The organism is Halomonas sp. QHL1 (genome assembly GCF_001882345.1).
Lineage (GTDB): Bacteria > Pseudomonadota > Gammaproteobacteria > Pseudomonadales > Halomonadaceae > Vreelandella.
On sequence record NZ_MINL01000001.1, the window covers coordinates 947,008 to 971,188 of the forward strand.

15 protein-coding genes, 2 tRNA genes and 3 rRNA genes are annotated in these 24,181 nt (G+C 53.6%); 9 read left to right on the top strand and 11 right to left on the bottom strand.

The genetic code is table 11. The features are described 5' to 3' along the window. Nucleotides 1-178: 178 nt before the first annotated feature. The 5 genes from rrf to QHL1GM_RS04325 all read right to left on the bottom strand — a co-directional run bounded on the left by rrf (nt 179) and on the right by QHL1GM_RS04325 (nt 5,490). Nucleotides 179-294, bottom strand: a 5S ribosomal RNA gene (gene rrf, locus QHL1GM_RS04305). A 148-nt stretch (nt 295-442) separates the two neighbouring features. Beyond that, a 23S ribosomal RNA gene (locus QHL1GM_RS04310) occupies nt 443-3,335 on the bottom strand. A gap of 249 nt (nt 3,336-3,584) precedes the next feature. Beyond that, nucleotides 3,585-3,660, bottom strand: a tRNA-Ala gene (locus tag QHL1GM_RS04315). Between the two features lie 105 nt (nt 3,661-3,765). Further along, a tRNA-Ile gene (locus QHL1GM_RS04320) sits at nt 3,766-3,842 on the bottom strand. A gap of 115 nt (nt 3,843-3,957) precedes the next feature. Beyond that, nucleotides 3,958-5,490 (bottom strand): 16S ribosomal RNA (locus tag QHL1GM_RS04325). The 16S, 23S and 5S rRNA genes sit together here with 2 tRNA genes alongside, the layout of an rRNA operon. Before the next feature lie 462 nt (nt 5,491-5,952). On the opposite strand from QHL1GM_RS04325, the gene QHL1GM_RS04330 reads away from it, so the two are divergent. After that, nucleotides 5,953-6,939, top strand: coding sequence for a cytochrome-c peroxidase (locus QHL1GM_RS04330; RefSeq protein ID WP_071693371.1), 987 nt, complete (start codon nt 5,953-5,955; stop codon nt 6,937-6,939). A gap of 54 nt (nt 6,940-6,993) precedes the next feature. On the opposite strand, the gene QHL1GM_RS04335 is transcribed toward QHL1GM_RS04330, so the two are convergent. From QHL1GM_RS04335 to QHL1GM_RS04360, 6 genes are all read right to left on the bottom strand, one after another. Next, nucleotides 6,994-7,986 carry an adenosine deaminase gene (locus tag QHL1GM_RS04335; RefSeq protein WP_071693372.1) on the bottom strand — a complete coding sequence of 331 codons (993 nt, stop codon included), beginning with the start codon at nt 7,984-7,986 and terminating at the stop codon, nt 6,994-6,996. A 49-nt stretch (nt 7,987-8,035) separates the two neighbouring features. After that, nucleotides 8,036-9,742: a thiol reductant ABC exporter subunit CydC gene (gene cydC / locus QHL1GM_RS04340; protein ID WP_071693373.1), complete on the bottom strand. Its 1,707-nt coding sequence runs from the start codon at nt 9,740-9,742 to the stop codon at nt 8,036-8,038. Beyond that, the gene (gene cydD, locus QHL1GM_RS04345) at nt 9,739-11,412 is read right to left on the bottom strand and encodes a thiol reductant ABC exporter subunit CydD (protein WP_071693374.1); all 1,674 of its coding nucleotides are present in this window, start codon (nt 11,410-11,412) and stop codon (nt 9,739-9,741) included. Before cydD ends, cydC begins: the two co-directional genes overlap by 4 nt. A gap of 3 nt (nt 11,413-11,415) precedes the next feature. Next, nucleotides 11,416-12,417, bottom strand: coding sequence for a cytochrome d ubiquinol oxidase subunit II (gene cydB / locus QHL1GM_RS04350; protein WP_071693375.1), 1,002 nt, complete (start codon nt 12,415-12,417; stop codon nt 11,416-11,418). A gap of 2 nt (nt 12,418-12,419) precedes the next feature. Further along, on the bottom strand, nt 12,420-13,835 hold the full coding sequence (locus QHL1GM_RS04355; protein ID WP_071693376.1) for a cytochrome ubiquinol oxidase subunit I: 1,416 nt from the start codon (nt 13,833-13,835) through the stop codon (nt 12,420-12,422). A gap of 261 nt (nt 13,836-14,096) precedes the next feature. Continuing rightward, nucleotides 14,097-15,074 (bottom strand): calcium/sodium antiporter, encoded by a 978-nt coding sequence (locus QHL1GM_RS04360; protein ID WP_071693377.1) that lies wholly within the window; start codon nt 15,072-15,074, stop codon nt 14,097-14,099. 348 nt (nt 15,075-15,422) lie between these two features. Here QHL1GM_RS04360 and QHL1GM_RS04365 point away from each other — a divergent pair, with 348 nt between their 5' ends. The 8 genes from QHL1GM_RS04365 (at nt 15,423) to QHL1GM_RS04400 (ending at nt 24,122) form a co-directional block, all read left to right on the top strand. Further along, a complete protein-coding gene (locus QHL1GM_RS04365; protein ID WP_071693378.1) occupies nt 15,423-16,796 on the top strand; it encodes a paraquat-inducible protein A in 1,374 nt (457 codons plus the stop codon). Further along, complete coding sequence (gene pqiB, locus QHL1GM_RS04370; protein WP_071693379.1) at nt 16,789-18,471, top strand: intermembrane transport protein PqiB; 1,683 nt, start codon at nt 16,789-16,791, stop codon at nt 18,469-18,471. The genes QHL1GM_RS04365 and pqiB overlap by 8 nt, the downstream gene beginning before the upstream one ends. Before the next feature lie 46 nt (nt 18,472-18,517). Then, on the top strand, nt 18,518-19,105 hold the full coding sequence (locus QHL1GM_RS04375) for a membrane integrity-associated transporter subunit PqiC (RefSeq protein ID WP_071695912.1): 588 nt from the start codon (nt 18,518-18,520) through the stop codon (nt 19,103-19,105). A 64-nt stretch (nt 19,106-19,169) separates the two neighbouring features. Next, nucleotides 19,170-19,667, top strand: coding sequence for a hypothetical protein (locus QHL1GM_RS04380; protein WP_071693380.1), 498 nt, complete (start codon nt 19,170-19,172; stop codon nt 19,665-19,667). A gap of 280 nt (nt 19,668-19,947) precedes the next feature. Then, a complete protein-coding gene (locus QHL1GM_RS04385) occupies nt 19,948-21,204 on the top strand; it encodes a DEAD/DEAH box helicase (protein WP_071693381.1) in 1,257 nt (418 codons plus the stop codon). 95 nt (nt 21,205-21,299) lie between these two features. Further along, complete coding sequence (locus QHL1GM_RS04390; protein WP_071693382.1) at nt 21,300-21,803, top strand: hypothetical protein; 504 nt, start codon at nt 21,300-21,302, stop codon at nt 21,801-21,803. A gap of 8 nt (nt 21,804-21,811) precedes the next feature. Continuing rightward, nucleotides 21,812-23,020 carry an MFS transporter gene (locus QHL1GM_RS04395; protein WP_071693383.1) on the top strand — a complete coding sequence of 403 codons (1,209 nt, stop codon included), beginning with the start codon at nt 21,812-21,814 and terminating at the stop codon, nt 23,018-23,020. A 25-nt stretch (nt 23,021-23,045) separates the two neighbouring features. Continuing rightward, nucleotides 23,046-24,122, top strand: coding sequence for an asparaginase (locus QHL1GM_RS04400; RefSeq protein ID WP_071693384.1), 1,077 nt, complete (start codon nt 23,046-23,048; stop codon nt 24,120-24,122). The last annotated feature ends 59 nt before the right edge of the window (nt 24,123-24,181 follow it).

The following is a 24,181-nucleotide window of genomic DNA, read 5'->3' on the forward strand; positions in this document are numbered from 1 at the left end:
AACGCAAACAAAAAACCCAGCCGGGTGGCTGGGTTCTTCGTTGAATAGGTGCCTGACGATGGCTGGGCCGGCCATCCGGCGGCCGGCGCTCCGGGACTCTCCATGGGGAGACCCCTTGGTTTTCTTTCGCACAATAAAAATACCCCAGCTTCTTTCGAAGCTGGGGTACGGTATAGGTGCCTGACGATGACCTACTCTCGCATGGGGAGACCCCACACTACCATCGGCGCTAAGCGGTTTCACTGCTGAGTTCGGCAAGGGATCAGGTGGTTCACGCGTGCTATGGTCGTCAGGCGTAACTGTTAATGCATATCATGCTGACGAGCGTTTGCTCAAGTGTGTGCGTCTCATGGTGCCGCCCTCGCTGTTGCTGGGGCCACACGCTGCGTATCCGGCTTTTTAATGTTGCGTCATCATTACGACCAGACCCCTTGGGTGTTATAGGGTCAAGCCTCACGGGCCATTAGTACACGTTAGCTCAACGCCTTGCAGCGCTTCCACACCGTGCCTATCAACCAGCTGGTCTCGCTGGGCCCTTCAGGAGGCTCTAGGCCTCAGGGATGTCTCATCTTGAAGGGGGCTTCCCGCTTAGATGCTTTCAGCGGTTATCCCGTCCGACCATAGCTACCCGGCAATGCCACTGGCGTGACAACCGGAACACCAGAGGGTCGTCCACTCCGGTCCTCTCGTACTAGGAGCAGCCCTTCTCAAACATCCAACGCCCACGGCAGATAGGGACCGAACTGTCTCACGACGTTCTAAACCCAGCTCGCGTACCACTTTAAATGGCGAACAGCCATACCCTTGGGACCGACTTCAGCCCCAGGATGTGATGAGCCGACATCGAGGTGCCAAACACCGCCGTCGATGTGAACTCTTGGGCGGTATCAGCCTGTTATCCCCGGAGTACCTTTTATCCGTTGAGCGATGGCCCTTCCATACAGAACCACCGGATCACTAGAACCTGCTTTCGCACCTGCTCGACGTGTCTGTCTCGCAGTCAAGCACCCTTATGCTCTTGCACTCAATGCACGATGTCCGACCGTGCTGAGGGTACCTTCGTGCTCCTCCGTTACTCTTTAGGAGGAGACCGCCCCAGTCAAACTACCCACCACACACTGTCCTCGATCCGGATAACGGACCTGAGTGAGAACGCCAATGATGCCAGGCTGGTATTTCAAGGTTGGCTCCCTCCGAACTGGCGTCCAGAGTTCAAAGCCTCCCAGCTATCCTACACAGGCAACATCAGCGTCCAGTGTGAAGCTATAGTAAAGGTTCACGGGGTCTTTCCGTCTAGCCGCGGGTACACCGCATCTTCACGGCGATTTCAATTTCACTGAGTCTCGGGTGGAGACAGCGTGGCCATCATTACGCCATTCGTGCAGGTCGGAACTTACCCGACAAGGAATTTCGCTACCTTAGGACCGTTATAGTTACGGCCGCCGTTTACCGGGGCTTCAATCAAGAGCTTCGCCTTGCGGCTAACACCATCATTTAACCTTCCGGCACCGGGCAGGCGTCACACCCTATACGTCCGCTTGCGCGTTAGCAGAGTGCTGTGTTTTTAATAAACAGTTGCAGCCACCTGGTATCTTCGACCGGTTCGGGCTTAGAGAGCAAGTCTCATCACCCTACGCCGGCGTGCCTTCTCCCGAAGTTACGGCACCATTTTGCCTAGTTCCTTCACCCGAGTTCTCTCAAGCGCCTTGGGATTCTCACCCTGACCACCTGTGTCGGTTTGGGGTACGGTCGCACATGATCTGAAGCTTAGAGGCTTTTCCTGGAAGCGTGGCATCAGTGACTTCCTGACCGTGGTCAGTTCATCTCGTGTCTCGGCCTTAAAAGGGTCCGGATTTACCTAAACCCTCAGCCTACTCACTTTCACCAGGACAACCAACGCCTGGCTCACCTAGCCTTCTTCGTCCCCCCATCGCAACCATGTCCGGTACGGGAATATTGACCCGTTTCCCATCGACTACGCCTTTCGGCCTCGCCTTAGGGGCCGACTCACTCTGCTCCGATTAGCGTCGAACAGAAACCCTTGGTCTTCCGGCGAGGGAGTTTTTCACTCCCTTTATCGTTACTCATGTCAGCATTCGCACTCGTGATACCTCCAGCAGACTTCTCAATCCACCTTCATTGGCGTACACGACGCTCCTCTACCGCTCATTCCTAAGAATGAACCCGTAGCTTCGGTACCTGGTTTAGCCCCGTTACATCTTCCGCGCAGGCCGACTCGACTAGTGAGCTATTACGCTTTCTTTAAAGGATGGCTGCTTCTAAGCCAACCTCCTAGCTGTCTGAGCCTTCCCACATCGTTTCCCACTTAACCAGGATTTCGGGACCTTAGCTGACGGTCTGGGTTGTTTCCCTTTTCACGACGGACGTTAGCACCCGCCGTGTGTCTCCCACGCGTTACTCACCGGTATTCGGAGTTTGCCTCGGGTTGGTAAGTCGGGATGACCCCCTAGCCGAAACAGTGCTCTACCCCCGGCGGTACTACGTGAGGCGCTACCTAAATAGCTTTCGAGGAGAACCAGCTATCTCCGAGCTTGATTAGCCTTTCACTCCGATCCACAAGTCATCCAAATCTTTTTCAACAGATCCTGGTTCGGGCCTCCAGTTGATGTTACTCAACCTTCACCCTGCTCATGGATAGATCGCTCGGTTTCGGGTCTATATCCAGCGACTGTGTCGCCCAGTTAAGACTCGGTTTCCCTACGGCTCCCCTATACGGTTAACCTCGCCACTGAATATAAGTCGCTGACCCATTATACAAAAGGTACGCAGTCACAGGACTAAGCCTGCTCCTACTGCTTGTACGCACACGGTTTCAGGATCTATTTCACTCCCCTCTCCGGGGTTCTTTTCGCCTTTCCCTCACGGTACTGGTTCACTATCGGTCAGCCAGGAGTATTTAGCCTTGGAGGATGGTCCCCCCGTCTTCAGTCAAGGTTTCTCGTGCCCCGACCTACTCGATTTCACATGATCAGATTTTCGACTACGGGGCTATCACCCGCTACGGCCAGACTTCCCAATCTGTTCGCCTAATCAGTCACATGCTTAAGGGCTGGTCCCCGTTCGCTCGCCGCTACTAGGGGAATCTCGGTTGATTTCTTTTCCTCAGGGTACTTAGATGTTTCAGTTCCCCTGGTTCGCCTCGTACACCTATGTATTCAGTGCACGATACTCATCTTATGATGAGTGGGTTTCCCCATTCAGAAATGCCCGGGTCACAGGTTGTTGCCACCTCACCGAGCCTTATCGCAGGCTACCACGTCTTTCATCGCCTCTGGCTGCCTAGGCATCCACCGTGTGCGCTTCATTGCTTGACCCTATAACCCGAAGGAGTCTGGATGTCGCAATGATCACGTTTCATTTTGCCGGATACGCTGACGCGTATCACAATTTAAGACGCACTTCTTACGAAGCGTTCTTGTCAGCATGATATACATTGTTAAAGAGCAGCTGTTCAATGAACAGTGATAAAACGGTGCTATAACGACAACAACAGCACAGCGACTTATCAATGGTCACGAAACATTCACAAACGGTATTTAAGGTTAAGTAGGGTAGTAACGTAATGGTGGAGCCAAGCGGGATCGAACCGCTGACCTCCTGCGTGCAAGGCAGGCGCTCTCCCAGCTGAGCTATGGCCCCATTAATACATAACTTTTCCGGGAAATTTTATTCAGAACAAGGCATTTTATGGCGACGCATAGCCTGCTATGCGAGTCATAAAATAACGCAGTGCTGGATAAAATTTGGTGGGTCTGGGCAGACTTGAACTGCCGACCTCACCCTTATCAGGGGTGCGCTCTAACCAACTGAGCTACAGACCCGGTTATTCAGCTATTACAGGCATCTATATCTCCGTAATAACTAAATCAACTACCGTTTGCTCTATCTTTGATCAGGTAATTCATTGTGGACGCTTGCCAACTGTGACGCATCGTTTAAGGAGGTGATCCAGCCGCAGGTTCCCCTACGGCTACCTTGTTACGACTTCACCCCAGTCATGAACCACACCGTGGTGATCGCCCTCTTGCGTTAGGCTAACCACTTCTGGTGCAGTCCACTCCCATGGTGTGACGGGCGGTGTGTACAAGGCCCGGGAACGTATTCACCGTGACATTCTGATTCACGATTACTAGCGATTCCGACTTCACGGAGTCGAGTTGCAGACTCCGATCCGGACTGAGACCGGCTTTAAGGGATTCGCTGACTCTCGCGAGCTCGCAGCCCTTTGTACCGGCCATTGTAGCACGTGTGTAGCCCTACCCGTAAGGGCCATGATGACTTGACGTCGTCCCCACCTTCCTCCGGTTTGTCACCGGCAGTCTCCTTAGAGTTCCCACCATTACGTGCTGGCAAATAAGGACAAGGGTTGCGCTCGTTACGGGACTTAACCCAACATTTCACAACACGAGCTGACGACAGCCATGCAGCACCTGTCTTACAGTTCCCGAAGGCACACCAGAATCTCTTCCGGCTTCTGTAGATGTCAAGGGTAGGTAAGGTTCTTCGCGTTGCATCGAATTAAACCACATGCTCCACCGCTTGTGCGGGCCCCCGTCAATTCATTTGAGTTTTAACCTTGCGGCCGTACTCCCCAGGCGGTCGACTTATCGCGTTAACTTCGCCACAAAGTGCTCTAGGCACCCAACGGCTGGTCGACATCGTTTACGGCGTGGACTACCAGGGTATCTAATCCTGTTTGCTACCCACGCTTTCGCACCTCAGTGTCAGTGTCAGTCCAGAAGGCCGCCTTCGCCACTGGTATTCCTCCCGATCTCTACGCATTTCACCGCTACACCGGGAATTCTACCTTCCTCTCCTGCACTCTAGCCTGACAGTTCCGGATGCCGTTCCCAGGTTGAGCCCGGGGCTTTCACAACCGGCTTATCAAGCCACCTACGCGCGCTTTACGCCCAGTAATTCCGATTAACGCTTGCACCCTCCGTATTACCGCGGCTGCTGGCACGGAGTTAGCCGGTGCTTCTTCTGCGAGTGATGTCTTTCCTGCCGGGTATTAACCGACAGGCGTTCTTCCTCGCTGAAAGTGCTTTACAACCCGAGGGCCTTCTTCACACACGCGGCATGGCTGGATCAGGGTTGCCCCCATTGTCCAATATTCCCCACTGCTGCCTCCCGTAGGAGTTCGGGCCGTGTCTCAGTCCCGATGTGGCTGATCATCCTCTCAGACCAGCTACGGATCGTTGCCTTGGTGAGCCTTTACCTCACCAACTAGCTAATCCGACATAGGCTCATCCAATAGCGGGAGCCGAAGCCCCCTTTCTCCCGTAGGACGTATGCGGTATTAGCCTGGGTTTCCCCAGGTTATCCCCCACTACCGGGCAGATTCCTATGCATTACTCACCCGTCCGCCGCTCGTCAGCATCTAGCAAGCTAGATCTGTTACCGCTCGACTTGCATGTGTTAGGCCTGCCGCCAGCGTTCAATCTGAGCCATGATCAAACTCTTCAGTTTAAGATCTATGCGGTTCTTACCCGCCACTCGAAAGTGACAGAAGCGAACCAAACTTGGCTCAAGGTTCAAACGAATTCAGTCAAAACAGATCCCAAAGGACGAATCCTTTAAAACCCTATTGCTTGAGTCGCTTGCCTTGATATTGGGTGATTTGTCACCAACATCAGCAAGCGCCCACATGAATTACCTGATCAAATTGTTAAAGAGCTAGTCGTTGAGGCCGTGCCCCGTTGACGTGTGCGTATACTACCCGATCCATCGCCAGGGTCAACAGCGATTTGAACATTTATTACTAAAAATCGTTAAAGATTAGGGCTTACCCTGCACGCGCTATAAAGCAACGCAAGATTTGATCTGGGTCAAAACGGCTAAACCCTTCTCCCATAAGCTTACAGATAGTGGACGTTGAAGCTCTTCGCACGAAGACCAAGACGCCGATTATAAAAGCAGGGGAGATTAAATATGACCATAAAAGCCACCTTACTATCCGCACTGGGGGCCAGCAGCTTTCTTGCTGCAAGCGTAGCCATGGCTGACGATGACTTGGAAAATTACCGCCAACGTTTCGAGGCACTGCCTTACCTGCCGCAAATCCCCGCGAACAACTCATTAACAGAGGAGAAGGTCGAACTCGGCAACATGCTGTTCTTTGAGCCACGCATCTCTTCGAGTGGCGTTATCAGCTGTGCCACCTGCCACAATCCAGCGCTTGGTTGGGCTGACCGAATCCCTCGCGCTGTTGGTCACGATGGGCAGGTCGGTGAACGTAACACCCCCACTGTGTTGAACAGTGGCTTTTTAGGATCACAGTTTTGGGATGGCCGAGAACCTGATTTAGAAGGCCAAGCACTAGGCCCTATTGAAGCACCTGTGGAAATGGCGATGGATCTAGAAATGGCCCTAGAGCGGCTGGTGGGATTCGAGCTCTATCAGGAAAAATTCAACGCCGCCTATCCTGATCAAGAAGAACCTATTACCGATGATAATTTGGCCCACGCCTTGGCCGCTTTCCAACGTACGCTCAATACACCCAACTCACCTTTTGATCGTTACCTACACGGTGATTTAGAGGCCATTAACCAACAAGCCAAAGACGGCATGGTGGCCTTTGTTGATAATGGCTGCATCGCCTGCCATCGCGGCCCTGCTTTAACCGATAGCCAATTCCATGCGATTCAGGTTCCAGGCTCAACCGATTTAGGTCGTTACGTGGTCACCGAAGAAGAGAGCGACAAGTACCGCTTCAGGACACCTACGCTACGCAATGTGGCGGTGACCTATCCGTATATGAATAACGGTGCGACTGAAACACTGGAAGAAGCGGTCGCTATAATGGGCAAAGAAATGCTCGGGCGGGAGTTTGATGATGACACCATTAGTGATATTACCGCGTTTCTCAATACACTGACCGGTGAAATGCCTGATTTTGACGTACCTGCATTGCCCTGAACTATCGCCTCTGAGAGAACAACCGCCCGGTCAGTGCGACCAGGCGGTTTGAAGCTATACAGCAGCTAAGCGAGCTAGCAGCTCTGCGCGACGCTGCGGAGTGACAAAAGCTTCTTCAACAGCATTACGCGTCAGCTGACGGAATACTGCCTCATCCCAACCAAACGCCTCGGCGCAAGCAATGTGATTGGTCAACATACCGCCACCAAAATAGGCGGGGTCATCCGAGCTAATGGTTACTTTGAGCCCTTCAGCCAAAAGCTTGGGCAGGGGATGATCACGCAAATCCTCGACTACCTTTAAGCTGACGTTTGAGAGCGGGCAAACCGTTAGAACAATTTGTTCACGGCGCAAACGCTCAACTACTTCATCACTTTCTAAACAGCGCACCCCATGATCAATGCGCTGAACATCAAGTACATCCAAGGCTTCTTTAATATACTCTGCGGGACCTTCCTCCCCCGCATGAGCTACGCGCACCAGCCCAAGCTGCTTAGCACGCTTAAACACCTCCGAAAATTTTACCGGCGGATTATTCTGCTCAGCACTATCTAGACCGATAGAATCCAGCATTTTCCAATAGGGAGCGGCTTGTTCAAGTACATGCAACGCCTCATCTGCGGGACGGTCGCGTAGAAAAGCCATAATCATGCCGATAGAGAGATCAAGGCTCTCCTCTGCCTCCTGCTTAGCTTTTAATAGCCCAGCCATTACCACTTCCAGGGGCACGCCACGCTGTAGATGCGCCTGGGGATCAAAGTGCATGTCGATATGCACAACGCCCTCCCCCCGAGCACGCTTGAAATAATCCATCGCCAGGTCGTAAAAGTCTTCCTCGTTACGCAGCACGCTCATGCCCTGAAAATAGAGATTCAGGAATCCCTGCAGATCGTTGAAGTGATAAGCGTCTTTGGCTTCTTGAACTGTCGTATAGGGCAGTTCAATCCCATTGCGCTGCGCTAGCGCAAACATTAATTCTGGCTCTAGCGAGCCTTCGATATGCAAATGGAGCTCTACTTTAGGAAGATTGCGTAAAAATTCGTGCATGGAAGGCTCCTAGCTGTCTTATCAATGAATCCATATCGCTCATTATCGATTATTTAAGCGGGCATTGGCTAAGTTTACCGGCATCTAGATGCCAGTGGTACTCGACCCCAGGCAATGGATTCAGCGAACTAACTTGATGGACAAAGAGTATAACCGTTCGATTCATCAACCATTTATCCAGAGAAGCCGCGATGTGGTTTGCTGTCGTCACATCAACGCCTGCAAATGGCTCGTCAAGAATCACCACTTGAGGGCTAGAGAGCATAAGCCGTGCTAATGCAAGACGCCGACCTTGGCCACCCGATAGCTGCTGGCCTTTTTCGCCCACCGCTGTGGCTAAGCCTTTCGGTAGTTGCTCAACCCAGCTATCCAAGGCAACAGCCCTTAATACCTCCCAGAGGTTGTCATCGGTTGCGGATGGGTTGGCTATACGCAGGTTCTCAGCAATAGAGGCATCAAACAGATCCACCTGCTGAGTGAGCATGGCAAAATGATTAGCACGGCTTTCGGCAGAGAGCTGCCACGCTGGCACGCCGCCCACCATCGCCTCACCCTGAGTTGCTTGTAAGCGCCCCATCAACACACTGGCTAAAGACGATTTTCCGGCACCAGAGTTGCCGGTAATCACCGCTCGCTTTCCAGCGGGCAGCTGAAGATCAATACACCTTAGCGCGGGCTCTAATGTTTGCGCATAGCGCAGAGAGAGCTGATTAACCTGGATGCTTAGACCAACGTCTTCAGGCAGCGTAACGGCGGGGTCTGCCGGCGATGAATCGCCGGTTAACGCATTTAACCGACGCACCGCTGCATAGCTAGCGCCCAGTTTGATAAAGCTAGCAGGCAGCGCAATAAACGCCTCATTCGCTCCCAGCGCTATTAATGCAGCCATCACCAAAATAGGGCCCGGTACCAATTGCTGGCTAAATACCAGGCTAGCAAACCACACGACTGCCACTACCATTAATCCGCTTATGACACTCACTAAGCAGTTTATTAACGCCGCCTTACGACCCAAGCGGCGCTGATTGCTGAACGCTCGCTGCTCTTGAGTCGCGATCATCGACCGGTGCCACTGGGTCGTTTGATAGCTCATCAACTCAGCCGAGGCCTGCACTTGATCGACCACTAGGCGGCGCAGCGACTGTTGGTCAACCACTTGCTGATAGCTTTGCGAAAATCCCCAGGCAGCAGCTAACAGGGTCGCGACTAACCAGAGCAAGCCCAGCGTGAGCGCCATTAGCACGGCAATACCGGGCAACCAAATAGCCACAAACAGCGACACAGCCACCACGCCAAGCAACGCCACCAACGGTGGCACTAAGAGCCGCAAATAAAAATTATCCAAGGTGTCGATATCTGCCGTTAACCGGCTCAGCCAGTCGCTGGCACGCTCGCCGTGCAAGCGAGTATCGTCAAGGCAGGTTAAATAGCCAAATACCCGATAACGCAAGTCGGCCAGCAGCGTTAACACCGTATTATGGTTATACAGACGCTCGACATAGCGCGCTATAGTGCGCGCCAGGGCGAAGAAACGAATGCCTCCACCTGGGACATAAACATCAAGGCGCGCGGGAATACCCAGGGCCAGGGCGATACCGGTCAGAGCACTGGCGGTAATAAACCAGCCCGACAACCCCAGCAGCGCAAGCCCGGCTATCAGAGTGACCCACACCAGCAAAGCGCCCACTAGAAAGCGTTTTCGCCGCCGCACTAAAAGCAGCAGCCAAGGACGAAATTCGCGGTAAATAGCCATCATGGGGCCACCTCTACCAGTTCGCCCTGCTCAAGAGCCAGATGCCGTTGAGCGACGGCGATCACGGCCGGATGATGGGTCGCTATGACCAGGGTGCGCCCCTCTTGAGCAAGCTCAAGCAAAGCAGCCATAACGAACTGCTCTGTCTCTTGGTCTAAACTCGCCGTCGGCTCATCTAACAGCACCAGAGGAGCATTGCTAAGGTACACTCGCGCAAGGGCCAACCGCTGGGCTTGGCCACCCGACAACCCTACTCCTCGCTCGCCGATTAACGTATCCAGCCCCTCGGGAAGCTGTGTTAACAGCGGCCCAAAACCAGCTCGTTGCAGTGCGGCAAGCATTTCTTCGTGGGTAGCTACGGGGGCCGCCAAACGCAGATTATCAATTAAGCTGCCGTGCAGAAGGCAGGGTTGCTGATCCAGCCAGGCAAAGTGGCCCTCTGCTTGTCGACGGTACTCTCCGGCACTTGGAGCGATAAAACCCGCAAGCAATGCCAACAGCGTTGACTTACCGCTGCCGGAGGTACCGCTAAGCGCCACTACTTCACCGCTTAGAACCGTGAGATCGATAGGGCCAATCACTTGGCCGCGGCTAGGGTAAGCAACGCAAGCAGCCGTTAATTCGATGGCTGATCTAGCCGACAGCGGAGTCAGATAGCGCTGTCCACTCACCAAGATTGGCTGATTGAGGATATTCACCACGCTTTCGGCGGCACCGAGTGCCGCCGCGCGATCATGGTAGTGCTGGGAAAGCGTTCGTAGGGGCTGGAAAAATTCAGGCGCAAGCAGTAGCACCGCTAAGCCCGAAAAAAGTGTCAATGATGTTGACGGCCCGTACTCGATGTAGCCAAGCAGACCGAAACCGACATACATAGCCACAACCGCAATCGCAACCGAGGAGAAAAACTCCAGCACCGCCGATGAAAGAAAGGCCAAACGAAGAGTACGCATGCTAAGACGCCGATAGCCGTCGGTGGCATACCAAACATCCTGCTGGGCAGCTGACGTTCGACCGAATAACTGCAACGTCGTCATACCACGCACACGATCAATAAAATGCGCTGACAGTCGCGATACTGCAACAAACTGATCGCGATTAAGGCGTTCCGCGCCCATGCCAACCAGTGCCATAAAAAGCGGAATAAGCGGTGCAGAAAGGAGCAAGAAAAGCGCCACCAGATAATCCAGCCACCCCGCCACCGCCAGGATCAATAGCGGCAAGCAGAGCGTAATTCGCAGCTGGGGGTAAAAACGCGCGAAATAGCCTTCCAGCGCATCTATGTGCTCAACCGCCTGATTAGCCAGAGAGCCGCTGTGCTGACTGGTAAGCCAAACCGGGCCCAAGGCCGACAGTTTATCTAACAGCTGAGCTCTGGCACGCTGTCGAATTCGCAGGCTCGCTTCCAGGCTTAACGTTTCATGCCCCCACTGAAAGGCAGCGCGTAATAGCACACAGGCTACCAGGAGGGAGAATATCGGTAAGAGAGCGCTGGGTGGCTGGCCGTGCACCACTAGCTGATCAATAAGCCAAGCCACACCAACCACCACAACAATTGTTTGACTACCTGCCAGCACACCGCAAAACGCTGAACCTAGCAGGCGTTTGCGCTCTCCCTTAGCCAACGTTTGCAGCCAACTGCGCGGCGTAAGAGAAAGCGCTTCTTCAGTTACCATGAATCAGTGGTATCCCTCGCCTACACGCACCTTGCCGCGGAACACCCAATAGGTCCAGGCGGTATAGGTTAATATAATCGGGATAACGAACACCATACCTACCAGCAGGAACAGCTGTGACTCCGGTGAGGAAGCCGCATCCCAAAGGGTATAATCCGGCGGTACGATCACCGGCCATTTACTTACAATCAGGCCTAGATAGGTGAAGACATAAATGCCGATAGTGGCCAGGAAAGGCACCCCTTCACGACGCTTTTGTACCGAACGGAAAACCACAAAAGCACAGGCCAAGGCAGCAAATGGAAAAACCCAAATTAGTTGAATATTGCCGAACCAGCGCTCCCATACCATAGGATTAACAAACGGCGTCCAGAGGCTAATCACGGCGAAAACAAACAGCACCAGCGCCAGCAGCAGTGGAGTGATTTTATAGGCCCAATCCTGCACATGGCCCTCTGATTTGAGTATTAGCCAAGTCGCCCCTAGCAGCGCGTAGCCTGCCATCAAGCCAAGCCCCGTTAGCACTGAGAACGGCGTTAGCCAGTCAAAGGCACCGCCCACGTAGGCGAAATCTTCAACCGGAAAGCCCTGGATATAGGCCCCTACCACGGCACCTTGTGCAAAGGCGGCAACCGCAGACCCCCAGCAGAAAGCGCGGTTCCACCAGCGGCGGTTACGGCGGGATTTAAAGCGAAACTCAAAGGCTACACCGCGGAAGATCAGCCCTGCCAACATTAAGAAAACGCCAATATAGAGCGCTGGCAAGAACACCGAATACACCAACGGGAAGGCGCCTAATAGCCCAGCGCCGCCTAGCACCAGCCATGTTTCATTGCCATCCCATATTGGTGCCACCGAGTTCATCATCACATCCCGAGCATCTTCATCGGGAGCAAAGGGGTAGAGAATACCCAACCCCAAATCAAATCCATCCATAAGCACATACATCATGATGCCGAAACCGATGATGAAGGCCCAAACTAACGTTAGATCAAACATTTCCATGTCTAGCTCCTCACCGGGTCAACGTCATCATCAAAAGGTGTATGCGCCGCCGACATAGGCCGCATTGGGCGCTTGAAGTTCTCGTCGGTCGTTTCACGCTCTTCTTCCGGCAGCATACCGTTGCGTACCACTCGTGTGAGGTAATAAATGCCTGCGTAAAACACCACACCGTAAACCAAGGCATAGCCAATTAGAGTAAATAGCGCCATAGGGCCTGTCAGTGAAGGTGTTAAACCCTCGGCATGGGTCATCATGCCGTAAACCAACCACGGGGAACGCCCTGACTCTGTAACGATCCAGCCCGCCAGGACAGCAACAAAGGGCATGGGAATCATTGCCGTTAGGCCTTTTAAAAATAGCCGCTTGTCATAGATACGTCCTTTGCGACGCAACACCAACCCCGTCAGCGCCACTGCAATCATTAGCAGGCCAATCCCTACCATGACTCGGAAGCCCCAGAAGACGATCAACACCGGCGGCTGCTCTTCAGGCGGCGCTTCACTAATACCCGGCACCTCGCCATCAACAGAGTGGGTCAAAATGATGCTGGCCAGATTCGGAATACCTAATTCAAAGCGATTGGTTTGCGCTTCCTGGTCAGGAATGGCAAATAGCAGCAGCGGCACATTGCCGGAGGTTTCCCAGTGCCCTTCCATGGCAGCCACTTTAGTCGGTTGGTGTTCTAACGTATTGATGCCGTGGAAATCACCGATAACTGCCTGAGTCGGCGCCAAAAAAAGCAGCAGCCAGAGACACATAGAGAGTGCGCGACGATTCGCCTCCGGGTCCCGATCACGCAACAGAAACCAAGCGCTCACCCCAGCCACGACAAAACCACCGGTTAAAAACGAGGCAACGGCCATATGCATAAAGCGGTAAGGGAACGATGGATTAAAGATCGCCTCGCTCCAGGAGGTCACGTGGAAGCGGAAATCAACGAGCTCTACGCCCGCAGGGGTATGCAACCAGCTATTAGCCGATAGTATCCAGAAGGAAGATATAAAGGTGCCCACCGCCACCATAATGGCAGCAAATAAGTGAACCCCTTGTGGCACTTTGCCGCGGCCGAATAGCAGTACGCCCAAGAAGGCTGCCTCTAAGAAGAACGCCGTCACGACTTCATAGCTGAGCATGGGCCCGAGGAAATTCGAAGAGGCCTGGGAAAAGTTGCTCCAGTTAGTGCCAAACTGGAATGACATGACGATGCCAGACACCACACCCATCCCAAAGACAACGGCAAACACCTTAGTCCAGAATAGCGATAGACGATCCCACGCAGGGTTCTTCGTCTTGAAAAACAGGCCATGGAGCAGCGCGATGTAGGACGCAAGGCCAATAGTAAACACGGGGAAGATTGCGTGAAACGACACAACGAATGCGAATTGCAATCGCGATAATACGAGCGGATCAAGTTCCATTTCACTCTCCTAAGACCTGAATCGGCAGCCCATGGATGGGTTAACACAAGCTTAGTAGAGCCTTTATGGCACGACACTTTTAGTTATAAGCACTAAGCTTATTTCTTTACGCTATTTTCCTTTACCTGAATTCCTTACGCTTTCAGGAAGCTTTTACTAGCGCCCCTCTTGGACAACCATTGTATTATAGTCTCCAGATGTCCAAGATGAGTCGCATTGACGCACCGATTGCCATAGTCATTCACTATGAAGAGATCAGCACTATCGAGACATGATGACAATACTGACCATATAACCGGTGTACGCGATAAATAGCGCTAGCAGAATAGCCCCTTCCAAACGATTAATGCGCCTTGGGCGGCCACGCCAAGAAAACGCAAACAGAAGCATGAGGAGCGTCATGCCAGTCATCACGCTCCAATCGCGCACCAGCACCTCTCGACCTGCATCAATGGGCGCGATCACACCGGCGAGCCCGACCACCGCCAAGCTATTAAACAGATTGGAACCGACCACGTTGCCCAGCACCATATCGTGCTCTTTCCGACGCAGCGCCGTGATAGAAGATGCAAGTTCGGGCAGTGACGTACCGATGGCGACCACGGTCAAACCAATAATCAAGTCACTCACACCGAAGCGCACCGCAATTTCAACCGCCCCCCATACCAACAGACGCGAGCTAGCGATTAACAGCACCAAACCCACTAGGGTCCATATAATGGCTTTACCCCTGGACATCGGTTTGCTATCCAAGGTTTCCGCTACTTCAGCAACCAGCGCATCTTCGGGTTGATTGCGCGAGCGAACGATACTTACAACGATAAAAACAACCAACGCCAGCAAAAGACAGACGGCCTCCCAGCGCGCGACAAATCCGTCCAGTAGCATCAAGCCCGTCGCCAGCATGACCAACATCAATATCGGCATCTCTTTACGGATAACGCTAGAATGAACCGAAAGCGGTGCTATAAGCGCTATCAAGCCGAGAATCAAACCGATATTGGCAATATTTGAACCGTAGGCATTGCCGACTGCCAAGCCAGGATTTCCGTCCAGCGCCGCCAGTACCGATACCATCATTTCTGGCGCCGAAGTACCAAACCCGATAACCAACATCCCGATCAAAAGTGGTGACAAGCCAAGCCAACGCGATGTTGCCGCAGCGCCGTCGATAAATTTCTCGGCGCTCCAAACCAATAGGATTAATCCAAATACAACCGCTAATGTGGGAAGCAACATTCCATTTCCTTCATGACAAAATAATTGGCACTGTTTACAGTTTTGTATCTAAATACCACTTCATAGAAGCGGGAGTAAGATACTATGACTAGCATTCCTAACCATGCTATTGCGATACTTTAGTGAGGAACTAACCTGACAGAAGAGTATGCGGCCATTATGGTCCAACTTAACAGCTCGTCACTGCGCCGCAGCATCGTTGTCTAAACTAACGTCTTGGTCAAGCAGTTAGCCTACGTATTTGAAGATTTTTTTTCAGCGACATAGGCTTCTAAAATGCGCATTTGGCAACTTAATCCGCCACATCCTAGTAGTTTTACTAGGTGTTCGCACTGAGAGTTTTGGTTTTTGCTACCCCAACGATTGATTAAACGCCGTACATTACCGGTTAACGCCCCTCTCGTTGACCGCTTGCCACCTGAGGCTAGAACTCAGCGACGGCGTTTGCGTGCCTGTCATGAATGCGACTGGATATCGGCGCTGCCACCGTTAAACTCTGGTGAGAAAGCAAGCTGCCCGCGCTGCTCACATGTTTTAGTTAAACGCCACCGCTACCCAGCGCAGCGCAGTATGGCGCTGGCCATCGCCTCGCTTATCGCCCTTATCGTAGCGGTTTCGTTTCCCTTTATTAGCTTTACGGTCAGCGGAGTAAGTAACCGCATTGAGCTGACACAGACTGCCACCACACTGATTGGCTTTCACCAGCCGGTGGTCGCAATTGCCGTCATTATGACAATTGTCGTACTCCCTGCGGTCTACCTACTAGGCGTCTTTTGGCTTCAGTTTGGGCTACTCCGCGATCGTCCCCTGCCCTATAGTCGTGATATAGCACGGTCACTGGCGCACTTAACGCCATGGATGATGGCCGATGTCTTTATTATCGGCGCTCTGGTGAGCCTGATAAAAATAGCCGGACTGGCCGACGTTGAAATAGGCATTTCCTTTTGGGCATTCTGTGCTTTTGCACTTCTACTGTTAATGACTACCCAATCCCTGGATGCCGATTGGATGTGGTTCTCACTAGAGGGAGAACCACTGGCCCCCGAAGGCACTCAAACAGGGCTTCCTGCTGGCGATCAAGGACTAACTGGCTGCCCAACTTGCGGGCTGATCAACCGGCTATCCCCGCATGGTCGCGGTCACTGTATTCGCTGCCATGAAAAGCTTCATCAGCGACTGCCTCATAGCTTACAGCGCACCTGGGCACTTCTCGGCGCATCAGCCATCATGTACATTCCTGCCAATGTATACCCCATTATGACGACCACCAGTCTGGGGAGCTCCTCACCTTCAACCATTATTGGCGGCGTTGTTCAACTGATCCAGATGGGCTCATGGCCGATTGCTGCAATTATCTTTATCGCCAGCGTAATCGTTCCCGTCGGCAAGTTAGTGGCTTTGATCTGGCTGTGCTTAGTGGTTCGACGTAGCAGCGTATTAAATGCTCAAAGCCGCACTCGACTTTATCGTTTAACGGAATTTATTGGCCGTTGGTCAATGGTCGATGTTTTTGTGGTGGCCATATTAGTGGCCTTGATTCGCGCAGGCTCCTTGATGTCAATCACGCCTGGCCCGGCGGCACTCGCTTTTGGCTCGGTGGTTGTATTAACCATGCTGGCAGCGATGACATTTGATCCACGCTTAATTTGGGACACCCCGCTCCCACCTCGTCACTCTCTTCTTCGCCGTAAAGCGGCCACCAAGGAACCTGTTGATGGCTAATGAAACACCGTCTAATACCAACTCAACAAACGATCAGGATCTTAATAAGGCCAAAACGTCACGCCAGACAAGGCTCTCACCCATTTGGGTCGTGCCCATCGTCGCGATTGCAATTGGTTTATGGCTGGTTTATGACAACTACACCAGTCGCGGTACCCTGGTAACGCTGACCATGGAGAGTGCCGAAGGTATCGAAGCGGGCAACACGCTGATTCGTAGCCGCAATGTGGAAGTGGGCCGAGTACAGGGTGTGCGATTGTCTGACGACCTTTCCCATGCAGTCTTGACCGCTCGCATTCAGCCTGAAGTAGAGGACATGCTGCGCGAAGATACCCGTTTCTGGGTCGTCAAACCGCGCATTGGCCGTGAAGGTATTAGTGGTTTGGGCACCGTGCTCTCTGGCGCTTATATTCAGCTTGAACCAGGCACAGAGGAAGCACCACGGCGAGAGTTCCCCGTTAGCGATATCCCCCCGGTTGCGCCCGCCGGCCAAGCAGGACTGCGTCTTAGCTTGACGAGCCAACTGGGTAACTCACTGCGTGTAGGCGACCCGGTGTCTTACCAGGGCTATACCGTGGGACGTATCGAAGAGAATAGTTTTGAGCCTCTCTCACGCACCATGCAGCACCAGGTGTTTATTGAAGAGCCGTATACCAATTTAGTTACTGATAGCACCCGTTTCTGGACCTCTAGCGGTATCGATTTCCGTTTGGACGCCGACGGTGTGCGCGTTAACGTTGAATCCCTGGAGGCCCTATTGGGTGGCGGTGTTACCTTCGGCGTACCCGAAGATTTGCCTATGGGGCAACCGGTTGAAGCCAATACACGCTTTACCCTCTATGCCGATGAAAACGCCGCCCGGGAAGGCACCTTTAATCGCTATCTAGAGTATGTACTGCTGGTAGATGAAACGGTGCGTGGCCTCTCCAAGGGCGCGCCGGTAGAGTTTCGTGGTGTTCGAATGGGCACCGTTGCCGCCGTGCCATGGAACTTTACAGCGCCACAGCCCGACTCTCGCGCACGCTTTGCGATTCCCGTACTAATTAGGATTGAGCCTCAGCGCCTGGGTATCGAAAATAGCGATATTGACCTGGAAGAGTGGGAGGCGCGATTCCAGCGCATGTTCGGCCTGGGGCTGCGCGCCTCGCTTAAAAGTGGCAGCCTGCTAACGGGCGCCCTGTTTGTCGACCTAAATTTCCAGCGCGACCTGGCCGATGAGTATGTTGCCGAACGCTTTTCGGATCGCGCCGTATTCCCCACCGTGCCCGGCGGCTTTGCCCAGATCCAGGCCCAGGTGACCGATTTACTCGATAAGTTAAATGCACTTGAGGTTGAACCGCTGCTAACCGGCCTCGACCGTAACCTGCAGGCTTCTGAAAGCATGCTGAATGAGGTTCGCGACGTCAGTGCCTCTCTTAATCAGTTGATCAATGACCCTGAAACCCAGGCCGTTGGAGGCAACCTCAACGCGACGCTGGACGAGCTGCGCAGTACGCTACAGGGATTATCCCCTTCATCGCCAGCCTATCAAGAGCTTACAACGGCCATTGAACGACTGGATCGCTTGATGCGTGACCTACAGCCACTGACTCGCACGCTCAATGACAACCCCAGAGCACTACTGTTCGATAACCTGGATGCCCAAGACCCCATTCCGCGCGCGCCACGTGACTAAGGAGCCCACTATGTTGACAGGGACGAAGATGTTTAGAGGGGAAAGTATGCTGACATGGGTGAAATGCTTGACCCTACTGCTGGTTTGCTTGCTGGTCTCTGCCTGTGCCAGCAGCGTCTCCCCGCCCGCACGCTACATGCTGCCGAGCGGACCATTGGCAAGCACACCCAACCAGCCAGAGGGCACGCTTATAGTGAACTCCCCGAGGCTTGCCCACTACCTGGATGTCGACGGCATTGTGATGCAGCTAGACGACATTACGCTGAACGCCGCCCGGGAACATCAGTGGGCAGAAGGGTTAGGCAGACAGTTAGAACGAAGACTGCGCGCTAACCTATCGCAAGCACTGCCAACGCTTAGGGTTATGCGTGCGGAAGGTGAACAGGCCAACGCCTTGACCCTGCGCCTGAACGTTGATCAATTCCAGGGCCGCTTCGACGGTGTCGCCGTGGCCAGCGGCCAATGGCAATTGCTTAACGATGCCGGTGAACTGCTGGAGATGGAAAATTTCTATGCGGAAACAACTCTTGCAGAGGATGGCTACCCGGCACTGGTACGCGCATTAAGCGAAAGCTGGGATCAAGCTGCCGAGCTTATTGCTACACAAATTCGCCAAGGTCATTATTTTAATTAATTCACGATTTTCTAAACGTAGCTTACTGTCCTACGCTTAATCCAGCCTTCTCAGGGATGTTCACATGGCAGACGAATCGAACAACACCGCTGTATTACCCGCTGTGCAACTGCGCGATGCAGTGAATACTCTGATGCAGACAGTCACGACGATGCTGGAGGGAAAAACGTCACTCACAACCCTTGAAGCAGCTTTGCATAGTCACGATGCCCTGCTAGATCAGTTAGCAATGCACTCACTCGATGCGTCAACGCTCGCAGCTCTCGAGCGAATTGAGCAATTTATAACCCTGCGCGCGGGTGACTACTATCAAACGACGGCCGACAAGCTCGATGATCAACAGAAAAACCGTTTGATTTCACTGTTTGCACGACGGCTACTTGCTCTAGAGGGGCTAGGGCCAGCAACAGCGCGCCAGTTATTCCAACTGGGCGTATTCACCCCCGAGCAGTTTTTTGCATTGACGCCTGGGGCGCTTGCCCAGCTTGAATTACCGCCTGCGACAATGGCTCGGCTGATCCCTCTACATGCCCAGCACTCTTCCCTGACACGAGACAGCTAAACAAGCTGGCATTCTATAACCGTGTTACACTACTCGGCTTATTACTGACACGTAGTTTTCTGGTGTGTCCGTGCACATCAGATGATAGCGCGCCTTCGCGCTATAACCTTCACATCTCCTGTCACGGTCATCCACGGCTAACCAACGACCATCGCGGCACGCTGAATTATCTGGCACACTTCGCTGCCGCGAAGGTAGATCAACCTCGCTTTTTGAACATTACATCTAGTGATTACAACCACTTACCGGTACTAACTCACTAGGTGACTGCGGAGAACGCATGAGCTTTTCTGAACTTGGCCTGCACGCCGATTTGTTACGCGCTGTCACAGCGCAAGGTTACACCGAACCTACCCCGATACAACGCCAGGCCATCCCTGTCGTACTAGAAGGTCGTGACATGCTAGCCAGCGCCCAAACCGGCACTGGCAAAACCGCTGGTTTTACGCTGCCAATGCTGCAACGTTTAAACACTGGCAAACGACCTGCAAAGCGTCAGGTACGTGCGCTGGTGTTAACCCCTACGCGTGAACTCGCCGCCCAAGTAGGCGAAAGCGTGTCGACCTATGGCCAACATCTGGCACTGCGCTCCCACATCATTTTTGGCGGCGTTGGCCAACAGCCTCAAATCGATGCACTAAAAGCCGGTTTGGATGTGCTTGTTGCCACCCCGGGCCGCCTGCTGGATCTTCACCAGCAGGGACATGTGGATCTCTCCTGCGTAGAGATTTTAGTGCTTGATGAAGCTGACCGTATGCTGGATATGGGCTTCATTCACGACATTAAGCGCTTGCTGCGCCTGGTGCCCAAGAAGCGCCAAAACCTTCTGTTCTCGGCGACATTCTCCAATGAGATCCAGACTCTCGCACAACAGCTGTTGGATAACCCGGCGATGATTGAAGTGGCGCCGCGCAATGCCACTGCCGAGAAAATTGAACAGGCTATTTACCGTGTTGATCGCGAGAAGAAGCGCGAACTGTTGGCCCACTTAATTCAGCAAAATGGCTGGTTCCAAGTACTGGTATTTACGCGTACCAAACATGGTGCTAACCGTCTTGCAGAACAGCTATCCAAGCAGGACATCCCCTCCATGGCGATCCATGGTAATAAAAGCCAGGGCGCTCGCACCCGCGCGCTAACGGCATTTAAGAGTGGCGACCTACAGGTACTTGTAGCAACCGATATCGCTGCTCGCGGTCTGGACATTAATGAGCTGCCCCATGTCGTCAATTTCGACCTACCCAATGTAGCCGAAGATTATGTCCACCGCATTGGCCGCACCGGACGTGCTGGCAGCAATGGTGAAGCCGTCTCGCTAGTATGTGTCGATGAAGACGCTCTGTTGGGCAATATTGAGCGGCTAATCAAACAGACGCTACCCAAGCATATTGAGCCTGGCTTTGAGCCCGACCCCAGTATCAAACCTGAGCCCATCGAGAATGGTCGACGCAATCAACGTCAGCCTCGCGCCAAACGCAAACCAGAAGGCCAGAGTGCCAATACCGGCGGCGAGCGTAAACGTCGCGCGCGGCGCTAGCCCAGATTGCAGGAATATGCGAAGGTGTCGCCTTCGCATATTCCAAGCCGCTCTTTCCAGCAGCTATTTTAGCCAAAACTTTTCATGGAGTGATTATGGCGTCTTCTCAACTGATGGCCGAGTATCGCCAATGGCTGACGTTTCAACGTCAAGAACAGCTTAGCCGCGAACATCAAGGAATCGTGCAGCGTTTAGAGGACGCTCGTGCGTCGGCTAATCAGGTACTTCAAGCCTACCGCAGCATGGCTGAAAAGGCCTCGGTTGAAGGCGCCTGCTATCGCACGATTTTCTTGCGCCAGCGGGATGACAACCACGCCCTCCCCTGTGAAGGCTGGCTGTTTGTACGCCGAGTACTTAGCGAAGGTAATAGCACTCGCGTACGTGTCACCCTGCTTGAAACCTTTACCCTTGAAGATGGCATCATGGCGCCAGGCGATAAACCTGCTCGCAAGCTTACTTTAGAAATATTCGACCAGTTGAATATAGATAAAGGCATGCGCACAAACGTCAGGGTCGACTGCCTAGATACGCCCCAGGATTACCACTTCATAACGCTACTCGATGCCGTTCGCGGAGACTTGCGCCCGCACCTTAAATAAGTACCCGCATGGCAACGCGTCGTTCAATTACGTTTATTTTGCTGATGGTCGTGGTGGGGCTTAATTTACGCCCCGCCATGTCTTCGGTTGCCCCATTGCTTACTCGCCTGCAAGAAAGCGCGGGGCTCTCCGCTACCGCTGCGGGACTACTCACTACGCTACCCGTGCTGTTTTTAGGCCTCTCGGCCCCACTTGCCCCCACACTGGCTAAACGCATAGGCAGTGAACGGGCGCTGAGTGCGGCACTGTCACTCCTGGCTGCTGGGCTGATTTTGCGTGGTTTGCCGCTCCCCGGCGCTCTCTTTATCGGCTCGGCGATGGCAGGCTGTGCGATCGGCATTGGCGGCACCCTGCTACCTGCCCTGGTTAAGCGAGAGCTTCCCGACAGCGCCGACTTGCTCACCGGCTTATACACCATGGCGCTCTGCTTAGGTGGCGCGTTAGGGGCGGGCTTTAGCGTCCCATTAACGCAACTGCTCGGCAGCTGGCAGGCGAGCTTGATGAGCTGGTCACTACTAGCACTCTTCGCACTGGTGCTTTGGCACTTCCAAATGCCTCGCTCGTCACAGGCAAACACACCCATAGCGCCCAAGAGCGGTATTTTACAACTCCTTAAGCAGCCGCTTACCTGGCACGTCATGCTGTTTATGGGTATTCAGTCGTCCATGGCGTACATCGTATTTGGTTGGCTGCCCACACTGCTGGTTGAGCGCGGTTATAACGAAGCCGATGCAGGCTGGACCATGGCGGTGTCTATTATGTGCCAGCTAGCCTCCGCGCTAGGCGCGCCCTGGCTTGCACGTATGGGGCGTGACCAGCGCCCAGCGTTATTGGCGGTGCTGCTTAGCACCGCCATTGGACTATGGATGCTACTGATCGCGCCATTAGTATGGCAATGGCCTGGCGCTGCACTTCTGGGTATCGGCCAAGGCGGCAGCTTTAGCCTGGCGCTAAGCCTGCTCGTCTTACGCACGGCCAACTCGCGCCTTGCCGGTCAGCTTTCTGGGCTGGTCCAGGGTGGTGGTTATACACTGGCAGCACTCGGGCCTTTTGGTGTGGGGGTTATGCTGCAAACAGGTGCCAACACATCACATATCGCTTGGCTGTTGCTTATGCTGATCACGGTTTGCTCTGGCTTTGCGCTACTGGCGGGCCGCAATCAGCGATTGGATGACCAGAGCGGCGAACTTTTGATACAGCGTGTAACGCCCACCTAGCAGGTTTCGTAAAAAGCCCCAGGAGATGGCGATGATCCCTCACTCCCCTCTAGCCAGTAACTTACCCGCCCAAGAGCGTATTTTAGTCATCTATACGGGCGGAACTATCGGTATGCAGCAGCAAGCTGATGGGCTCGCGCCTGGCGGTGACTTCGCCACTCGCATGGCGACGGCCCTTAGCCAGCTACCCATTACCCAGCAGCAATCCCTTCCATCTTATAAAGTAGTAAGTTACGCCAAGCTGATTGACTCCAGTGCGGCCACCCCACTCACCTGGCAACAGCTCGCCCGGGATATTAACGAACAGCTAACGGCCTACGCCGGTTTCGTGATTATTCACGGCACCGATACCCTTAGTTGGACCGCTGCCAGCCTTGCCTATCAACTCCAGGGGTTAGATCGGCCAGTGGTCATAACAGGTTCAATGCTGCCACTGGAATCGCAAGGCAGCGATGCCTTGGACAATCTGCAAGGCGCGCTGCAGTTCGCTGCCAAGCCTGAGCTCCAAGAGGTAGCTATTTACTTTGCAGGGCAATTGCTGCGGGGCGTCCGCACCATCAAGCAGCATAGTGAAGCACCCAACGCCTTCGCCAGCCCCAACTATCCGCTGCTCGGCGAGCGGGTAGGCGATGATTTTATTTATTACCCCAGCCGTGGGCTTGGTCTACAGCAACGTGGCGCGCCGCGTTTCGAGCTCCCCGATTACCGCCTGGTCAATCACGGAGAGATTGTTCGTATCGCTCTTTGGCCGGGCATAGCAGCCTGGCAGTTGGACGCTTGGTTGAGTGATTCGCGGGTTAAAGGGGCGACACTTCAGCTCTGGGGCGCCGGAAACCTTCCCGGCGACCCCCGTGTGCTAGACGTTCTCGCCAGAGCCAGCGGTGAAGGCAAACTGCTCGCCGCCATTAGCCAGTGCCCACAGGGCAGTGTCCACCTGGGTGCTTACGCGGCCGGGCATGGGCTGAGCGATGCGGGTGTGCTCGCAGGCGATGATATGACGCCAGAGGCGGCTTTCACCAAGCTGGCCCACTTACTAGCCCAGCCACTCGCGCTAGAAGATCAGCAACAGCTCTTTTTGACATCGCTAGTCGGTGAACGCTAGCAAATCAAAGCGGTTGAATAGTGGCGTAGGTTGAAAATCCAGCTATGTTATAGGGAGTC